The organism is Paenibacillus sp. MMO-58, from assembly GCF_037146255.1.
Lineage (GTDB): Bacteria > Bacillota > Bacilli > Paenibacillales > Paenibacillaceae > Pristimantibacillus.
Genome location: NZ_JBBCVY010000003.1, coordinates 60,971 through 77,254, shown reverse-complemented (window position 1 = coordinate 77,254; position 16,284 = coordinate 60,971). Strand labels below are relative to the sequence as shown.

General features: G+C 51.8%; 15 protein-coding genes. 1 reads left to right on the top strand and 14 read right to left on the bottom strand.

Annotated elements, in window-relative coordinates; genetic code table 11:
- Nucleotides 1-7 precede the first annotated feature (7 nt).
- Nucleotides 8-304: a chorismate mutase gene (locus WFJ73_RS11370; RefSeq protein ID WP_336773167.1), complete on the bottom strand. Its 297-nt coding sequence runs from the start codon at nt 302-304 to the stop codon at nt 8-10.
- Between the two features lie 151 nt (nt 305-455).
- Nucleotides 456-1,931 (bottom strand): MDR family MFS transporter, encoded by a 1,476-nt coding sequence (locus WFJ73_RS11365; protein ID WP_336773166.1) that lies wholly within the window; start codon nt 1,929-1,931, stop codon nt 456-458.
- Nucleotides 1,932-2,183: 252 nt separating this feature from the next.
- On the opposite strand from WFJ73_RS11365, the gene WFJ73_RS11360 reads away from it, so the two are divergent.
- Complete coding sequence (locus tag WFJ73_RS11360; RefSeq protein ID WP_336773165.1) at nt 2,184-2,765, top strand: TetR/AcrR family transcriptional regulator; 582 nt, start codon at nt 2,184-2,186, stop codon at nt 2,763-2,765.
- 53 nt (nt 2,766-2,818) lie between these two features.
- Here WFJ73_RS11360 and WFJ73_RS11355 read toward each other — a convergent pair whose 3' ends face one another.
- The 12 genes from WFJ73_RS11355 to WFJ73_RS11300 form a co-directional block, all read right to left on the bottom strand.
- Entirely contained in the window at nt 2,819-3,283 is a 465-nt protein-coding gene (locus WFJ73_RS11355; RefSeq protein ID WP_336773164.1) for a VanZ family protein, read from the bottom strand.
- A gap of 59 nt (nt 3,284-3,342) precedes the next feature.
- The gene (locus WFJ73_RS11350; protein ID WP_336773163.1) at nt 3,343-3,540 is read right to left on the bottom strand and encodes a DNA-binding protein; all 198 of its coding nucleotides are present in this window, start codon (nt 3,538-3,540) and stop codon (nt 3,343-3,345) included.
- 18 nt (nt 3,541-3,558) lie between these two features.
- Nucleotides 3,559-4,461 (bottom strand): DMT family transporter, encoded by a 903-nt coding sequence (locus WFJ73_RS11345; protein ID WP_336773162.1) that lies wholly within the window; start codon nt 4,459-4,461, stop codon nt 3,559-3,561.
- Between the two features lie 185 nt (nt 4,462-4,646).
- Nucleotides 4,647-5,495 carry an NAD-dependent epimerase/dehydratase family protein gene (locus tag WFJ73_RS11340; protein WP_336773161.1) on the bottom strand — a complete coding sequence of 283 codons (849 nt, stop codon included), beginning with the start codon at nt 5,493-5,495 and terminating at the stop codon, nt 4,647-4,649.
- An 18-nt stretch (nt 5,496-5,513) separates the two neighbouring features.
- Nucleotides 5,514-6,452 carry an aldo/keto reductase family protein gene (locus WFJ73_RS11335; RefSeq protein ID WP_336773160.1) on the bottom strand — a complete coding sequence of 313 codons (939 nt, stop codon included), beginning with the start codon at nt 6,450-6,452 and terminating at the stop codon, nt 5,514-5,516.
- A gap of 255 nt (nt 6,453-6,707) precedes the next feature.
- Nucleotides 6,708-7,424 (bottom strand): YebC/PmpR family DNA-binding transcriptional regulator, encoded by a 717-nt coding sequence (locus WFJ73_RS11330; protein ID WP_336773159.1) that lies wholly within the window; start codon nt 7,422-7,424, stop codon nt 6,708-6,710.
- A 107-nt stretch (nt 7,425-7,531) separates the two neighbouring features.
- A complete protein-coding gene (locus WFJ73_RS11325) occupies nt 7,532-9,763 on the bottom strand; it encodes a heavy metal translocating P-type ATPase (RefSeq protein WP_336773158.1) in 2,232 nt (743 codons plus the stop codon).
- 182 nt (nt 9,764-9,945) lie between these two features.
- Complete coding sequence (locus tag WFJ73_RS11320) at nt 9,946-11,502, bottom strand: ABC-F family ATP-binding cassette domain-containing protein (protein ID WP_336773157.1); 1,557 nt, start codon at nt 11,500-11,502, stop codon at nt 9,946-9,948.
- 120 nt (nt 11,503-11,622) lie between these two features.
- Nucleotides 11,623-13,065: a bifunctional 2-methylcitrate dehydratase/aconitate hydratase gene (locus tag WFJ73_RS11315; RefSeq protein ID WP_336773156.1), complete on the bottom strand. Its 1,443-nt coding sequence runs from the start codon at nt 13,063-13,065 to the stop codon at nt 11,623-11,625.
- Between the two features lie 34 nt (nt 13,066-13,099).
- A complete protein-coding gene (locus WFJ73_RS11310; protein WP_336773155.1) occupies nt 13,100-14,218 on the bottom strand; it encodes a citrate synthase/methylcitrate synthase in 1,119 nt (372 codons plus the stop codon).
- Nucleotides 14,219-15,127: a methylisocitrate lyase gene (gene prpB, locus WFJ73_RS11305; protein WP_336773154.1), complete on the bottom strand. Its 909-nt coding sequence runs from the start codon at nt 15,125-15,127 to the stop codon at nt 14,219-14,221. It lies immediately after the preceding gene.
- Between the two features lie 11 nt (nt 15,128-15,138).
- Nucleotides 15,139-16,263 carry an acyl-CoA dehydrogenase family protein gene (locus WFJ73_RS11300; protein ID WP_336773153.1) on the bottom strand — a complete coding sequence of 375 codons (1,125 nt, stop codon included), beginning with the start codon at nt 16,261-16,263 and terminating at the stop codon, nt 15,139-15,141.
- Nucleotides 16,264-16,284 lie beyond the last annotated feature (21 nt).

Sequence of the window (16,284 nt, the reverse complement as noted above, 5' to 3'; positions counted from 1 at the left end):
CCGTGCCTTAAACCGCTTGATCCGTGAAATTATCCGTAAGCAGCTCCTGATGTCTTGCTATCGCGATGTCCATAATTTTCCGGTAAATGTCTACGGCATATTCTGGCCTCAAGCCGTACTGCTCGGAGAGCTCGACAATTTTCTTGAACTGCTGTTCTTCCCGCTTGGGATCTTGCGAATGAAGCTGATTCGCTGCTTTGTATTCCCCTACTGCTTCAGTAAAGATGAATCTTTGTGCCAATAATGCAACAATCTGTTGGTCCGTCTTATCAATGGCCGATCGCAGTCCTTCTAATACTGTCATGTGCACCCTCCGTAGTCTGATGTCGCGTAGACGCTTTATAGCAGTAAAGCAAACAATATATATTGAAGATAACATACAGTTGTACAGTCTGTAAACGAAAAAAACCATCCATTCCTGAACAATTCAGAAATAAATGGTATTTTCGTTCGGATTAATGCCCCATCATCATAGGAGCTTCAATAGCAGCGCCTTCTTCGCCTTTCGCTCTGACCGGTTTGCGAAGGAATAAGCCCAACAATACGCCTGCAATGGCAATGCCAACCACAACAAGGAAAGTCTCACCGTAGGAATGATATAGAGCATCAATCTCCGGAGTCTGGCCAGGTACCGTTGCGTCTTTAATTTTTGTAGTCAGGTAAGTGCTGAGTCCCGCGATCGCAAAAGAAGTCATTACCTGCTGAGCTGCGGAAGTGAGCGACGTAACCCGGCCAACCAGACTCGGCGGGGAGGCTTGAATCAGATACGTATTCATCGGCATCATAGACAATCCCATCCCGACGCCAAACAGAGCGGAAGTGATCAGGATAAGCGATAAGCCGTCATCCGCGGAAATATTCGATAACAGGAACGAAGCAACTCCAACGATGCTAAGCCCGGTAACAAGCAACGGTCTTGCTCCGATCCGGTCGAACAGCCTACCGCCAATCGGCATAAAGACGGCGGACGCAATCGCTTGAGGCAGCATGATCAGACCGGATTCCGTTGCCGTATGACCCTGTACTTGGATAAGAAGCATTGGAATGAGGAAGAACGTTCCCATGAGCGCAATCTGCGTAAACCATTGGACGATAATCCCCTTGCTGAAATCCCTGGAGCGGAATACGCGAAGCTCCAGAAGCGGCTGCTTGCTGCGCAGCTCGACAAACACAAAGATAATGAGTGAGGCTGCTCCTACAATGAGACCGGTTAAGGTCTGAATCGAAGTCCAGCTGGTTCCCCCTTCGCTCACCCCATACGATAATGCCGCAAACGCGAGCGGTCCGAAAATAATACCCGGAATGTCAAGCGACTTTACTTCCTGACGTTCAATGTTAGGCAAAGTACGAATGCCTGCGATAATTCCGATGATGCCAAGAGGGATATTGATTAGGAAGATCCAATGCCAGGTTGCGTAATCGATTAATGCGCCGGCTACAACCGGACCTAATGCGGGAGCGATCAGAACCGGAATTCCTAGCATCCCCATTACCGAGCCAACCTTCTCGGGCGGACTAAGCTTATAAATAATGGCGAAGGCAATAGGCATAACCATTCCGCCGCCAAGACCTTGAATAATCCGGAAAAGAATCAGCATTTCGATATTGCCCGCAAAAGCGCAAAGCAAGGAACCAAACGTAAACATCCCCACTGATACGAGGAAAATCCGCTTTGCCCCAAACCGGTCGGACAGCCAGCCTGCCAGCGGAATCACCGCCGCTTGCGCAAGCGCATAACCCGTAGTCGTCCATTGAACGACGGATAAGTCCTTGCCGAACTCCTTCATGAAGCCGCTTAACGCGACATTCATCGCCGTTCCGTCCAGAATGACCATAAATAAACCAACAATAACGGCAATGAGAGGCGCGATGATCGATCTGATCGTAAACGTACTCGCGCCCGGTACGGCCTGAATATTTGATTTCGCCATTTGTATCCTCCATTCCTGATCTCTTACATTTTGGATTATAGCGATAAAATGACCATTGGTCAACATTATTTTAGACCGACGGTCATTTTTAGTTTTTCTTAATTCATTTGATATTTTACTGAATTTAAACAAATCAATATGGACAAAGTTAATATTCCCACCATAATTCTTGTACCATTGGTCATTAAAAGTTTGAACCCATAACTGCCATGGATATGCTATACTGTAGGCAATAAACGGAGGATGATGGCTGTGAACCGAGAAGAGAAAAAGCTCGAGACCAAAAACCGGATACTTGAAGCGGCGATGTGCCTGTTTGCCGAACAAGGCTTTGAATCCACCACCGTCGCTCAAATTACGGAAGCTGCCGGCGTTGCCAAAGGCACTTTCTTTAACTATTTCAAAACCAAAGAAGATGTCCGAGGCAAGCTGAACAAGCTGGTTGCCATTGATGAAATCGTAAATCTGAAAGATAAGCCAGGCCCTTACGCCCCACGCTTCCTGGCTCTCGTCAAATCGCTCGGTGATGCCATGGCCGAGAATCACGGCATGCTTCTGCTGTCGATTCAAGGCATGCTCGCGAATAACCAGAATATCGAGGAAAGCAAAGAAGGCTTCTGTCTGGTTATGGACAATCTAATTCCCGTATTTGAGAAAGGTCAGCAGACCGGCGAGTTTACGACAACAATCCCTGCTCAGACGATGGCCTGCATCGCGACGCAAATCTATTTGGGAACGATGCTTAACTGGGTAATGGGCATATCGAAGGAAGGCTTTGGAGACCAGCTGCTGATCTCCTTCCAGGTGTTTTTCGAAGGGATTCTGAAGAAATAACAGGCAAACCAAAAAACCGTGCCAATGGCACGGTTTTTTATCCTATATTCATTTTAACTTTTTAACCGGGATGCGAACATGAACAGCTTGATAAGGACTAGTCCAATGCCCGCTCCAAGCGTATTCAGTATAATATCGTCAACATCAAAGCTGCCGACTTTGGTTACGAGCTGAATGGTTTCTACAAGGAACAGAATAAGGATTATGGCCGCAAGACTTCTGGTTGCATTGCACAACCTGCGGCTAAGCAGCGGAAGGCACACGCCAAGCGGAATAAACAAAACGATGTTGCCGAACAGGTTCTTCACCCAAGCATCGGTATTATAAGCATGCCGGTGATAAATTAACGATTTGATCGTATGAAACGGGACAATGTTGTAATTATAAATTGCCCATCTGTAACTGCTGCCGCGGATAAAGAGCAGCTTGATCATAATGAGACTATACAAGATAAACAAGATAAGTACGATAACATGCACAGGCCTCGTTAGACGCCTGTTCGGTTCAACCTCTTGCATACGGCATGTCCCTCCTCTCACCGTGCTAAAAAAGCAGCGGTTGCCCGCTGCTTTCTTCGTTATACGCGAAAGGCTAAGCCCTTCTCGGCAAGCGCCTGGCGAAGCAGAACGATTGCGGTTGGCCCAACGCCATGGAGCGCAAGCACCTCGGCTTCGGTCAACGCTGCAAACTGCTCAAGCTTCAAATAACCCGCTTGGGTAAAAGCGCGCTTCGCCGGCTTGCTAAGCTTAGCCGGCAGGTCGCTCATATGATCCATCGTATTCGCTCCTTCGCTTTATACCGCAGCTTCCACGTTATCTTCCTGTTTCGCGGTCTTCTTCCTTGGACCGGAGAAGTTAAGAAGCAAGAAACCCGCTACAAAGATTAGTGTACCTATAATGATATAGCTGGTTATCGGATCATGGAAGAAAATATACGCCCACAGAATCGAGAATAATACGGAGCTGTTGCCCACAATCGCTACAACGGCGAACGGCACCCGCTTCATCGCTTCCGCGAACCAGAAGAAGCTGAGTCCGGTAATAACGCCAAGGACGACCAATGCCAGCCATGCTCCGGCCGTTGACACTCCCGTAAATCCTTCGCTTTGGAACGGAATCGGAATCGACACCATCAGCGTAGCAATCAGGAAGACGGAAAAGTTCATATTGCCGTTATCCATGGTTTTAACAAGCATACGCTGGCTCATGACATGAACCGCAGCGCCAATCCCCGCCAGCGTAAACAAGATGGTCGTTAACCCGCTGCTTCCCATCAGCTTGTCAAGCGGAATACCGTTCCACCCGACAACGATAACGCCAACCACGCATAACGCCGCGGAGATCCAACCCGCCCTCGTCACCTTTTCCTTGAAGACGAAGCTCCCCGCTAAGAGCAGAACCACGGTCTGTACGGGCTGAACGAGAATATTGCCGTAAGAATAACCAATCATCAGCGCGATGTTCTCGAAAATATAATTGGCGGATTTGCCCGCCGCCCCGAACCAGAGCCATTTCATCCGGTAGCGAAATTGAATCTTCCCGTCTTTCATCAGCAGATAAATCCCGAGCACAAGAACGCCAAAGAAGAACCGGCAGAAGGAGATGATAGAGCTGTCGACCATCGTAGAAGCTGTTTTTACTAGCACGCCCACAAAGCTCCATGCCAAAGTTGCCAAGAATAGAAAGAGATAACTCACAAGCCGCCGCACCTTCTCGTTGTTGTCTATAAGTAAGTTTCATTACACAAGCGTATAAAGTATACTCCCCGTTTGGGAAGGCTGTCTATATAAAAAGAAGATCTTCGCCAATCCGTGATGGCCATGCGAATGGCCTTCTTCCCGCAAAAAACGGCCCTTATCCCGGGGATAAGGGCCGTTCTCCATTATTTTTTCAATTGCTCGCGCCAGAAATATTTCGGCTGCCAGCCAAGCAGCGTCTTTGCTTTGTCGCTGTTCAGCAGCGATTCAAAGCCTTCAAGCGGCGCCCGGAAATCGGTAACTTCCGGGTAACGGGCCGCCATCAGCTCACGGCTGGTGATGTCCATGCTTGACTCGTCATTCGCGAGGTTGATCGCTACGGAACCAAGCCCTTCCGCCTTGATGGCAAGCTCGCAAGCTTCGGCTATGTCACGCGTATCGATATAGCTCCACAGGATGCGTTCCCGCTCCTCCGGCTTATGGATAAACGAAGGGAAACGCTCATACCATTCCGGCGGAATGACGTTGCCCAGGCGCAGCGATACGACCTGCATGCCGGTACGGCGGTGGAACATATCGGCTGTTGCTTCGTTCACGATTTTGGACAATCCGTAGCTATCCTGCGGAAGCTGCGGATGAGCTTCATCCATCGGTACATATTGCGGGCCAAACGGGTGCTCCGCGAAGCAGATGCCATACGAGGATTCGCTGGACGCAATAACCACTTTTTTGATGCCAAGGCCAGCCGCTGCTTCCAGCACATTGTAGGTAGACATCACATTGTTGCGGAAGGTAACTTCGGGCGGCACCATGCCGGCTCTCGGAATAGCCGCCATATGAATAACAGCATCTGCGCCTGCCAGCGCTCCGTAAGTCTGACCCAGATCCTCCAGATTTACGATCAGGGTCGGACAAATCGATTCTTCCGGTTGACGCGTATCTACGTTAAGCACCTCATACCCTTGGTCCACGAAATGCTTAACGATCCAACGTCCAAGCATCCCGCTCCCGCCTGTAACTACGACTTTAGCCATCTAGGATGTCTCCTTCTTTTACTTCAGAATGGTTTCGATTTGTTCCAGTACGTCTTCGCTCAAAGTAATACCCGAAGCCTTTGCATTCTCCGTTACTTGATCCGGACGGCTTGCGCCAACAAGCGCGCTTGCTACGTTCGGTTGACGGAGAATCCAGGCCAGCGCCAGGTTGCCAACGCTGATGCCGAGCTCCGACGCAATAGCTTCCAGCTGGCGGACCTTGTTGATTTTCTCTTCCGTAATGCCTTTGCCCATCCAATCGATCTTAGCCGCGCGGCTGTCCGCAGGGAAATCGGTTGTAGACGTGTATTTGCCGGTCAGCAAGCCTTGCGCCAGCGGAGAGAAGACAACTTGGCCAATGCCGGAGCGTTCGCTTAGCGGAATGATTTCCTTCTCGATATAACGCTCAAACATATTATAGATCGGTTGGTTGACGACAATACGGTCCAGCAGGTAACGGTCCGCTACGCCAAGCGCTTCCGCGATTTGCGATGCCTGCCATTCGCTTACGCCGACATACAGTACTTTGCCGGAACGAACCAGATCATCGATTGCGCGAAGCGTTTCATAGAGCGGAGTTTCCGCATCATGACGGTGGCAGTAGTATATATCGATGTAATCATGGCCAAGACGCTTCAAGCTCGCGTTCGCCTGTTCGATCACATGCTTGCGGGACAATCCGCGGTCGTTAGGGCCGTCGCCCATCGGCCAGAATACTTTTGTCGCCAGAACATAGGATTCGCGCGGATACGCTTTCAGCGCTTCGCCAACTAGTTCTTCCGCGCCGCCGCGCTCGTACACATTTGCCGTATCGAAAAAGTTAATTCCCAAATCATAAGCCGTGCGAATCGCGTTAACCGCATTCTCGCGTTCCACGTAACCGCCATATGTAAGCCAGCTGCCTAAGCTGATTTCGCTAACCTTCAGACCTGTACCGCCAAGTTTCCGATATTTCATCGTATTGCTCCTCCATTCGTTTATTAAGAATTTTTATTCCAAACACAAACAGCTGTTCTCCAGCCAACCTTATTCTAAAGGACATCTACCGGGCTGAAAAGAACTGAAATGTTTTTCATTAGATTGGTTCGAGGTTACCTACTATACTTGGATATACCTTGATATTCATCCTGTTAAACAGGGTGAAACGGCAATCGCAGCTTGGTATTACAGAAAAAAAACGGCCGCCCTAAGGCGACCGTTTTTCAAGTTCAACTATTCAAATTCAACGTTGTGGTACACTTGCTGAACGTCTTCCAAATCTTCAAGCGCGTCAATCAGCTTCTCGAAGGAAGCAACCGCATCTTCGGGAAGAGTAACGAAATTCTGCGCAAGCATCGTTACTTCAGCCACTGCAAAGTCCGAAATGCCGGCATTTTTGAATGCCTCTTGCACCGCATTAAATTGATCCGGAGCGGCATAGACCATGATGGTCTCGTCTTCTTCCACGATATCGTTTACGTCAACGTCCGCTTCCAGCATAATTTCCATTACTTCGTCCAGCGATTTGCCTTCCACGCCGATTACGGCGGTCTGGTCGAACATATAAGATACCGATCCGCTTACGCCCATGTTGCCGCCGGCTTTGTTGAAGGCCGAACGCACTTCCGGGGCCGTACGGTTCACGTTGTTCGTCAGGGCATCCACGATGATCATGGAGCCCGCAGGACCAAATCCTTCGTAACGGAGCTCGAAATATTGTTCGTCCGAGCCGCCTTTTGCTTTATCGATTGCGCGATCGATAATCGCCTTCGGTACGTTATACGTTTTCGCGCGCTCAAGAACGAACTTGAGTGCGCCGTTGGATTCCGGGTTAGGCTCGCCTTTCTTCGCCGCTACATAAATTTCAAGACCAAATTTCGCATAAATGCGGCTTGTGTTAGCGTCTTTCGAAGCTTTTTTCTCTTTAATGTTATTCCACTTACGACCCATGCTGCACCACTTTCTTCATTTTTCTATATGCCTATTATAACGGCTTTTCCTTGTATTGGACAACTCCTAATCCGATTGCGGTGCAGAAAGGCTAGTTCCTTAAAGTCTTAACGTCTTACCTGGAGCTTTTGAAGTCTTAGAGCGTTCAGGACTACGGATACCGAGCTTAATGCCATCGCCGCTCCGGCTACCCAAGGCGCAAGCAGGCCGATTGCCGCAATCGGAATGCCAAGCGTGTTGTAGCCAAGCGCCCAGAACAGATTCTGCTTGATATTGCGCATCGTCATTCGGCTGATGTAGATCGCATCCGGAATGCTTTCGAGATCGCCGCGCATCAATGTGACGTCCGCAGCTTCCATCGCCACATCGGTCCCCGTGCCGATCGCCATGCCGATATTGGCTGTCGCCAGCGCAGGAGCATCGTTGATGCCGTCGCCAACCATGGCAACGATATAGCCTTGCTGCTGCAGCTTTTTCACTTCCGCCGCCTTGCCTTCCGGCAGAACCTCAGCCAGCACATGATCGATTCCGGCTTGCGCGGCAATTGCTAATGCGGTACGTTCATTGTCCCCCGTAACCATAATGACCTTGATTCCAAGCTCTTTGAGCCGCCCAACCGCGGATACCGAGCTCTCCTTAATCGTATCGGCTGCCGCGATTATGCCTGCATATTGCTCGTTAATGGCAACCAGCATGGCGGTCTTGCCCGCTTCCTCAAGTCTGTTCATGACCGGATAAACGTTCTCCGCATGAACACCGTTTTCCTCGAGCAGCCTGCGGGTTCCGATCAATACAGATTTCCCTTCCACGACAGCCCTAATCCCGAAGCCCGGCAAAGCTTCAAACGACTCCGCGGAAGCAAAAGATATACCCCTCTCCCGTATACCGTCAGCTATCGCAACGGCGAGCGGATGCTCGGAGAGCTGCTCCGCTCCGCCAACCAAACGCAAAAATTCGACTTCGTCCCTTTCATCCGCAACAAGGATATCCGTTAACGTCGGCTTGCCGTTAGTTACCGTTCCTGTTTTATCGAGAATAATCGCATTCACCTTGTGAGTTTGCTCGAGATGCTCGCCGCCTTTGAACAAAATGCCTAACTCCGCCGCGCGGCCGGAACCCGCCATAATCGAAGTAGGGGTCGCGAGACCAAGCGCGCAAGGGCAGGCAATAACGAGGATCGCAATTGCGGTCTCAAGCGCCGCGGTTAAATCTCCCGGTTTGATAAAGATCAGCCACGCCAGGAAAGCAAGAACCGCTATTCCCGTTACAATCGGGACAAAAATACCGGAAATGACGTCCGCAACCCGTTGAATTTGCGCTTTCGAGCCTTGTGCTTCCTCCACAACCCGTATAATCTGGGCAAGCGCCGTATCCGCTCCTACTTTTGTCGCCTGCACTTTCAATATGCCGTTGCCGTTAATGGTTGCTCCGATTACGTTATCGCCAGCGCTTTTCTCCACCGGCAGGCTCTCGCCCGTCAGCATCGCTTCATCAACCGCCGATGCGCCTTCGAGCACCAGACCGTCAACCGGAATTTTCTCGCCCGGCCGGACCATGACGACATCCCCTTTCACCACTTGCTCGACGGGAATCATCATTTCTTGCTCTTCCCTTATGACCGTAGCCGTCTTCGCTCTCAGGCCCATCAGCGATTTTATCGCTTCCGAGGTCCGACCTTTGGCCAAAGTTTCGAACAGCTTGCCAAGCAATACCAGGGTAATCAGAATCGCGCTGGTCTCAAAATACAGCTCCGGCGCATGATGCATCGATGAGCCTTCCGCTTCCCAATTGACGGATGCGTAAAGGCTGTAGAAATAAGCGGCCGACGTGCCAAGCGCGATAAGCACATCCATGTTGGCGCCGCCGTTCCGCAGCGCTTTATACGCGCTCACATAGAAGGATCGGCCGATGTAGAACTGTACGGGCGTTGCCAGAACAAGCTGAAACCACGGGTTCATAAACAGCTCCGGCACATACAGCCAGGAAGTAAACGAAAAATGACCAACCATGCTCCAAATAAGCGGGAGCGATAATAAGGCTGAAATCACGAGCTTTCTGATTTGTCCTTGCCTTTCAGGATTCTTCTCTACAGCGGCACTTGCCACGCGCTCAGCGGCAGCATAGCCTAACTGCTCGACCTTACGCTCTATATCCTGGGCGGAAACTTCGCTTGGCGCATACTCGACTCGGGCCGTTTCCATCGCAAAGTTAACCGTTGCCGAAGCAACGCCGGGAAGTTTATTCAAACCTTTCTCTATGCGGTTCGCACATGCGGCACAAGTCATTCCGGTTATGTCAAAGGTAGTCTGGTCATGATCGTTTGATTGCACGGGGGCCATACGCAACACATCCATTTCTTATTATCTTTGATTGGCTTCAGTATACCCCCCACCCGTATATATGTCAATCATTAAAAATACCTATAGGGGGTATATTCAGCGATTGTCACATCCGCACAAAAAAATCCTGCCTGACAACACGCTGTCAGGCAGGATCAGTCTATCTATTATGCGCCACACGATTAGAATACTTTCGTTGTCCATTCTTCGCAGTTCCACGTTTCGGTAACGACTTGTTTGTAGAATTCAGGTTCGTGAGAGATAAGGATGATGCTGCCTTTGTACGCTTTCAGCGCACGGGCCAGCTCGTCCTTTGCGTCAACGTCCAAGTGGTTCGTCGGCTCGTCAAGCACAAGCACGTTTGTCTCGCGGTTGATCAGCTTGCAGAGGCGTACCTTTGCTTTCTCGCCGCCGCTGAGCACGGCGATCTTGCTCTCGATATGCTTGGTTGTCAGTCCGCATTTCGCGAGTGCCGCACGCACTTCGAACTGCGAATAAGACGGGAACTCGTTCCAGATCTCGTCGATGCAGGTATTGTTGTTGGACTCTTTCATCTCCTGCTGGAAGTAGCCAATGCTAAGAATATCGCCACGCTGGACGGAACCTTCCACTGCCGGGATTTCGCCCAGAATACTGCGCAGCAGGGTTGTTTTACCGATACCGTTCGCGCCAACTAGGGCAATCTTCTGACCACGCTCCATTCGGAGATTAAGCGGTCTCGAGAGCGGTGAATCGTAGCCGATAACAAGATCCTTCGTTTCGAAGATCAGCTTGCTGGATGCTCTTGCGTCCATGAAGTTGAACTGCGGCTTCGGCTTCTCCTTCGCCAGCTCAATAACTTCCATCTTATCGAGCTTCTTCTGTCTGGACATCGCCATGTTGCGCGTCGCAACGCTGGCTTTATTACGGGCAACAAAATCCTTCAGCTCGGAAATTTCCTGCTGTTGGCGCTTGAATGCCGATTCCAGCTGCTGCTTCTTCATTTCATGAACTTCCAGGAAATGATCGTAGTCGCCTACATAACGGGTAAGCTCTTGATTCTCCATGTGGTAGATCAGGTTAATGACGCTGTTCAGGAACGGAATATCATGAGAGATAAGAATGAAGGCATTCTCATACTCCTGCAGGTAACGCTTCAACCATTCAATGTGCTGTTCGTCCAGATAGTTGGTCGGCTCGTCGAGAAGCAGAATATCCGGCTTCTCAAGCAGCAGCTTGGCTAGCAATACTTTCGTGCGCTGGCCTCCGCTGAGGTCATGAACGTCCTTGTCGAGGCCGACATCAGTCAGGCCAAGACCACGCGCGGTTTCATCGATTTTTGCATCGATGAGATAGAAATCCTGATTCGTCAACGTATCTTGAATCGTGCCGACATCCTCAAGGAGCTTCTCCAGCTCTTCCGGCGATACGTCGCCCATGCGGCCGTACATATCGTTCATCTCTTGTTCCATGTCAAACAAATATTGGAAGGCGCCTTTAAGAACATCGCGCATCGTAAGTCCTTTGCTCAGAACGGCGTGCTGATCGAGATAACCAACGCGCATCCGTTTGGACCATTCCACCTTGCCGTCATCCGGCTGAAGCTTGCCGGTAATAATGTTCATGAATGTGGATTTGCCTTCGCCGTTTGCGCCGATCAGACCGATATGCTCTCCTTTGAGCAGACGGAACGATACGTCGTTAAAAATCGCTCGGTCGCCAAATCCATGGCTTAATCTTTCAACGTTTAATATACTCATGAATGCACCTTTTCTTTTTAATCTTTTTTCCTCGTTATATTATAAGCGTTAGAGGGCTCATAACTCAATGAAGGATGTCAAGAAAACGCGAAAAAAGCGGCCTTATGAAAGGCCGCTCCGTCAAATGACGAATAAATCGACAAATCGATCCACCTCTAAACGCTCCAAAGCCTCCTGATCAAGGCAAAGCGCGGCGATCCGACCGGTTTGCTTCGCCGGGAACCGCGTCCGCAGATTCTCCTGGAATTTGCTCATGAGTAAAGGAATGCCCTCCTCTCTCCTTCTCCGGTGGCCGATTGGATACTCCACCTCTACTTTACCGGTTGAAGAACCGTCCGCGAAAAACACTTGAATAGCGTTGGCGATCGAACGTTTGTCGGCATCCAGATACTCTTTGGAATACCTCGGATCCTCATTCGTCCGCATTTTATCCCGCAGTTTATCGATCCGCGGGTCGGAAGCTGCCGCATCCTCATAATGATCCGCCGTAAGTCCGCCGTGCAGCAGGCCAATCGCAACCATGTATTGCAGGCAATGATCGCGGTCAGCCGGATTGTGAAGCGGTCCACGCTTGTCGATGATGCGGATCGCCGACTCATGGGTAGTGAGCTCAATCGAAGCAATGTCATCAATCTTGTCTTTCACAAGCGGATGCAGCCGAATGGCCGCTTCAACGGCAGTCTGTCCGTGAAATTCCGCCGGAAACGAGATTTTGAACAAAACATGCTCCATAACGTAGGAGTCAAACGGTCTCGCCTGGACGACAGGCTTCCCTTTAAACAGCACATCCTGAAACCCCCAACCCGGGGCAGTCAGCACGGAAGGATAGCCCATCTCGCCGCGAAGCGCCATCATGGCGAGCCATACGGCGCGGCTTGTCGCGTCTCCCGCAGCCCAGGATTTTCTAGAGCCCGTATTCGGCGCATGGCGGTACGTTCGGAGAGCATGCCCGTCAAGCCAAGCATGAGAGACTGCATTCACGATCTCGTCCTTGCTGCCTCCAAGAAGCTGCGCTACTACGGCGGTCGAGGCGATTTTGACAAGGAGCACATGATCGAGTCCTACCCGGTTAAAGCTGTTCTCAAGCGCGAGGATTCCCTGAATCTCATGCGCTTTGATCATCGCCGTCAGCACATCTCGCATGGCGAGCGGGGCTTTGCCTTCGGCTCTATTCTTGCGGCTGATGTAATCGGCGGCAGCAAGAATGCCGCCCAGATTGTCGGAGGGATGGCCCCATTCGGCGGCCAGCCACGTATCATTGTAATCAAGCCAGCGGATTATACAGCCAATCTGGAAGGCGGCTGAGACCGGGTCGGTTACGGTGGACGTACCCGGCACCCGCGCGCCGTTAGGCACCACGGTTCCCGGCACAAGCGGACTAAGAAGCTTTGCGCATTCCGGATAACGGAGCGCTAAGAGTCCGCAGCCAAGCGTATCGATCAGGCATAGCCTTGCCGTGTTGTAAGCTTCTTCGCTTACCAGCTCTTTATGAAGAACATAATCCGCAATATCGACCAGCAGCGGATCGGGATCCGGTCGATTCGCACTAAAGGTTTCAGACATTTAAGTTGCGCACCTCCCTGACATTCATCTTTCACTAGCGCTGATCGAGCGGCAGCCACTCTTGAGGATCAGGTCCGATATAATCGGCGCTTGGACGGATTATCCGGTTCCCTGCACGCTGCTCCATGACATGCGCCGACCAACCCGTGAGGCGCGACAACACAAAGACGGGGGTAAACAACGAAGTGGGAATCCCCAAGTGAAAATAGGCTGAAGCGCTGTAGAAATCCAGATTGGGGAACAGTTTTTTCTCACGGCGCATAACCTGTTCGATTCTCTCGGAAATCTCGTACAGCTTCCGGTCTCCAGCCTGTTCGGACAAGGCGAGCGCCCATTCCTTAATCACATCGGATCGGGGATCCGAGACCGAATAAACGCGGTGGCCAAATCCCATGATCAGCTGTTTTTGCCGGAGAGCCTCCAGAATGCCCGTCTCCGCATCGCCTGGATTGTCGTATTGTTCAATAAGCGCCATCGCCGCTTCATTGGCACCGCCGTGCAGCGGTCCGCGCAGCGTGCCTACTCCGGTAGTAATCGCCGAATAATAATCGGATAGCGTTGAAGCCGTTACTCTTGCCGCAAACGTTGAGGCGTTAAATTCGTGCTCCGCATATAGCGTTAGAGAAACATCAAGAGCTTTGGCATGCTGTTCACCAGGCTCCTTCTGATGCAGCAGCTGCAGAAAATGCGCAGCCGTGTCGCCGCCGCTGCCTTCGGTATCAATCCGCTTGCCGCTATTCTGGTAGTGATACCAGTACAACAGAATCGATGACGTACAGCCAATCAACCGGATCGCAATATCCAAGGCGGAGCGCCCTTCCTCCTCCGGCTCGAACGAAGCAAGGGCAGAATAGCCGGTCCGGAGCACATCCATCGGATGGGTGCTGCCCGGCAGCAGCTCGAGTATGCCGGTTAAGGCAGGCGGCAGCTCTCGGCTGGCAGCAAGCTGCTTTCGGAATTGGCCAAGCTGCTCGGCATCCGGAAGCCATCCGTATAAGAGTAAATAGGCAGTCTCCTCAAAGGTTGCGAATCGGGCTAAATCGTAGATGGAATAACCGCGGTACGATAATCCCTTCCCTTCCTTGCCGACCGTCGAGATTCGAGTCTGGCCGGCAATAACAGCCGCAAGGCCGCCTTGCTTTGGTTCCGGCATTTACCCCTCTCCCTTCTCCTCCTTCAGCTCCTTCTGCTCCATTCCAAACAACGCATCAAGTTTATGTTCATAATCATAGTAGTGCAGAAAATCGTACAGCTCCGCGCGCGTCTGCATCAGATCTATTACCTTCTGCTGCGAGCCCTCTTCACGGATCGTGCGGTAGACGCGCAGCGCCGCCGCGTTCATGGCCCTAAACGCCGATAAAGGGTACAGGGCAAGGCTGACTCCCGCATCCCGAAGCTGTTCTACGGTGAACAGCGGCGTTTTCCCGAATTCCGTTATGTTCGCCAGAATAGGTACCTGCACCGCATCGGCAAACCTCTTATATTCGTCCAGACTGCCGACCGCTTCGGGAAAAAGCATATCCGCCCCAGCTTCGACATACCGGCTGGCGCGTTCAACCGCGGCCTCAAGCCCTTCCGAAGCCAAAGCATCCGTCCTGGCCATAATGACAAAGCTGCTGTCGGTCTTTGCGTCTACCGCGGCTTTGATCCGGTCGACCATCTCGCCCGATCGCACCATTGCTTTATTCGGACGGTGCCCGCATCTTTTCTCCGCCACCTGATCCTCGATATGGACAGCCGCAACGCCGGCTCTCTGCATTTCCTTTATCGTTCTGGCGATCTGAAAGGCACCGCCAAAGCCGGTATCGATATCGACTAACAGCGGCAGCTCCGATACGTTCGTGATTCGGCGGATATCCTCCAGCACATCCTGAAGCGTCGTAATTCCCAAATCAGGTAGGCCAAAGGAAGCATTGGCAACTCCGGCACCGGATAAATACAGCGCGCGGAAGCCAACCTGCTCCGCCATCATGGCGGCATACGCGTTAATCGCTCCCGCAACCTGAAGAGGCTGCTCCGACAGAATCGCGTCCCGAAGCTTAAATCCGGGGCTACTTCTCATTAAAGTCACCTTCATTTCATCAATCTGCCGCTGATCACAAGGCGATGGATTTCGTTGGTACCTTCGTAGATTTGCGTTACCTTGGCATCTCTGAACAACCGTTCGGCGGGATGTTCCTTGGATATCCCCTCTTCCCCCAACAGCCGGACGGCAGCACCGGACACGGCAACTGCGGTATCGGAAGCAAACATCTTGGCCATTGACGCTTCCTTCGTGCAATGCCGTCCTTCCTGCCGAAGCGAAGCAGCACGGTAGACCAGCAGCCTGGCGGCCGCCGTTCTTGCCAGAAGCTCCGCCAGCTCGGTGTCGCGGGAAGTATAAGGAGAGCCCTTTGGCGATCCGAAACGCTCACGAAGAAGCTCGATCGAGGCTTCGGCAATTCCAAGCGCTTGCGCGGCAATGCCGATCCGGCCGCCGTCAAGCGAGCCTTTGGCAATCGCGAAGCCTTCGCCTTCCCGTCCCAGCCGGTACTCGGCGGGAATCCGCAGCTGCTCGAAATGCAGCTCGCAGGTATTCGAGCCATGTAGACCCATTTTCCGCTCGGGCTTGCCGATATGAAGACCCTTCGTATCCCCCGGCACAATAAATGCGGTAATGCCGCCGGCACGCTTCGTCCCGTCCGTAACGGCAAACACGACATATACCCCGGCTGCTCCTGCGTTGGTAATAAACAGCTTGGATCCGTTCAGCTCATAATAATCGCCTGTTTGCTCGGCTGCCGTCCGTATAGCGGCAGCATCCGAACCGGCATGCGGTTCCGTTAAGGCAAAGGCACCGATACATTCGCCGGAAGCCAGCTTTCCAACGAATTGCCGGCGCTGCTCTTCCGTGCCGTAATTCAGAATGGGAAGCGTGCATACGGAGGTGTGTACGGATAAAATAACGCCAACCGCGGCACTAACCCTCGACACTTCGTTAATCGCGATAATATAGGAGATAAAATCCAATCCTGCCCCGCCCCATTGCTTGGGTATCGGGATTCCCATCCACTCCCGCTCCGCCATCTTTCGGATGATTTCCGCGGGAAACCGCTCCTCGGATTCCATCCGTGGCACGGCTGATGTTATTTCCTCATTGGCGAACCGCCGAATAGCCTCCCTAATGGCTTGCTGCTCCTTCGTAAACCGGAGTTCCATGGACAATCGCTCCTTTCGGGT

Excerpts from the sequence above, each read along its gene's own strand:
- WFJ73_RS11370 (WP_336773167.1), bottom strand. The coding sequence starts at position 304 with ATGACAGTATTAGAAGGACTGCGATCGGCCATTGATAAGACGGACCAA.
- WFJ73_RS11365 (WP_336773166.1), bottom strand. The coding sequence starts at position 1,931 with ATGGCGAAATCAAATATTCAGGCCGTACCGGGCGCGAGTACGTTTACG.
- WFJ73_RS11355 (WP_336773164.1), bottom strand. The coding sequence starts at position 3,283 with ATGCAAGAGGTTGAACCGAACAGGCGTCTAACGAGGCCTGTGCATGTT.
- WFJ73_RS11350 (WP_336773163.1), bottom strand. The coding sequence starts at position 3,540 with ATGGATCATATGAGCGACCTGCCGGCTAAGCTTAGCAAGCCGGCGAAG.
- WFJ73_RS11340 (WP_336773161.1), bottom strand. The coding sequence starts at position 5,495 with ATGGCTAAAGTCGTAGTTACAGGCGGGAGCGGGATGCTTGGACGTTGG.
- WFJ73_RS11335 (WP_336773160.1), bottom strand. The coding sequence starts at position 6,452 with ATGAAATATCGGAAACTTGGCGGTACAGGTCTGAAGGTTAGCGAAATC.
- WFJ73_RS11330 (WP_336773159.1), bottom strand. The coding sequence starts at position 7,424 with ATGGGTCGTAAGTGGAATAACATTAAAGAGAAAAAAGCTTCGAAAGAC.
- WFJ73_RS11325 (WP_336773158.1), bottom strand. The coding sequence starts at position 9,763 with ATGGCCCCCGTGCAATCAAACGATCATGACCAGACTACCTTTGACATA.
- WFJ73_RS11320 (WP_336773157.1), bottom strand. The coding sequence starts at position 11,502 with ATGAGTATATTAAACGTTGAAAGATTAAGCCATGGATTTGGCGACCGA.
- WFJ73_RS11315 (WP_336773156.1), bottom strand. The coding sequence starts at position 13,065 with ATGTCTGAAACCTTTAGTGCGAATCGACCGGATCCCGATCCGCTGCTG.
- WFJ73_RS11310 (WP_336773155.1), bottom strand. The coding sequence starts at position 14,218 with ATGCCGGAACCAAAGCAAGGCGGCCTTGCGGCTGTTATTGCCGGCCAG.
- prpB (WP_336773154.1), bottom strand. The coding sequence starts at position 15,127 with ATGAGAAGTAGCCCCGGATTTAAGCTTCGGGACGCGATTCTGTCGGAG.
- WFJ73_RS11300 (WP_336773153.1), bottom strand. The coding sequence starts at position 16,263 with ATGGAACTCCGGTTTACGAAGGAGCAGCAAGCCATTAGGGAGGCTATT.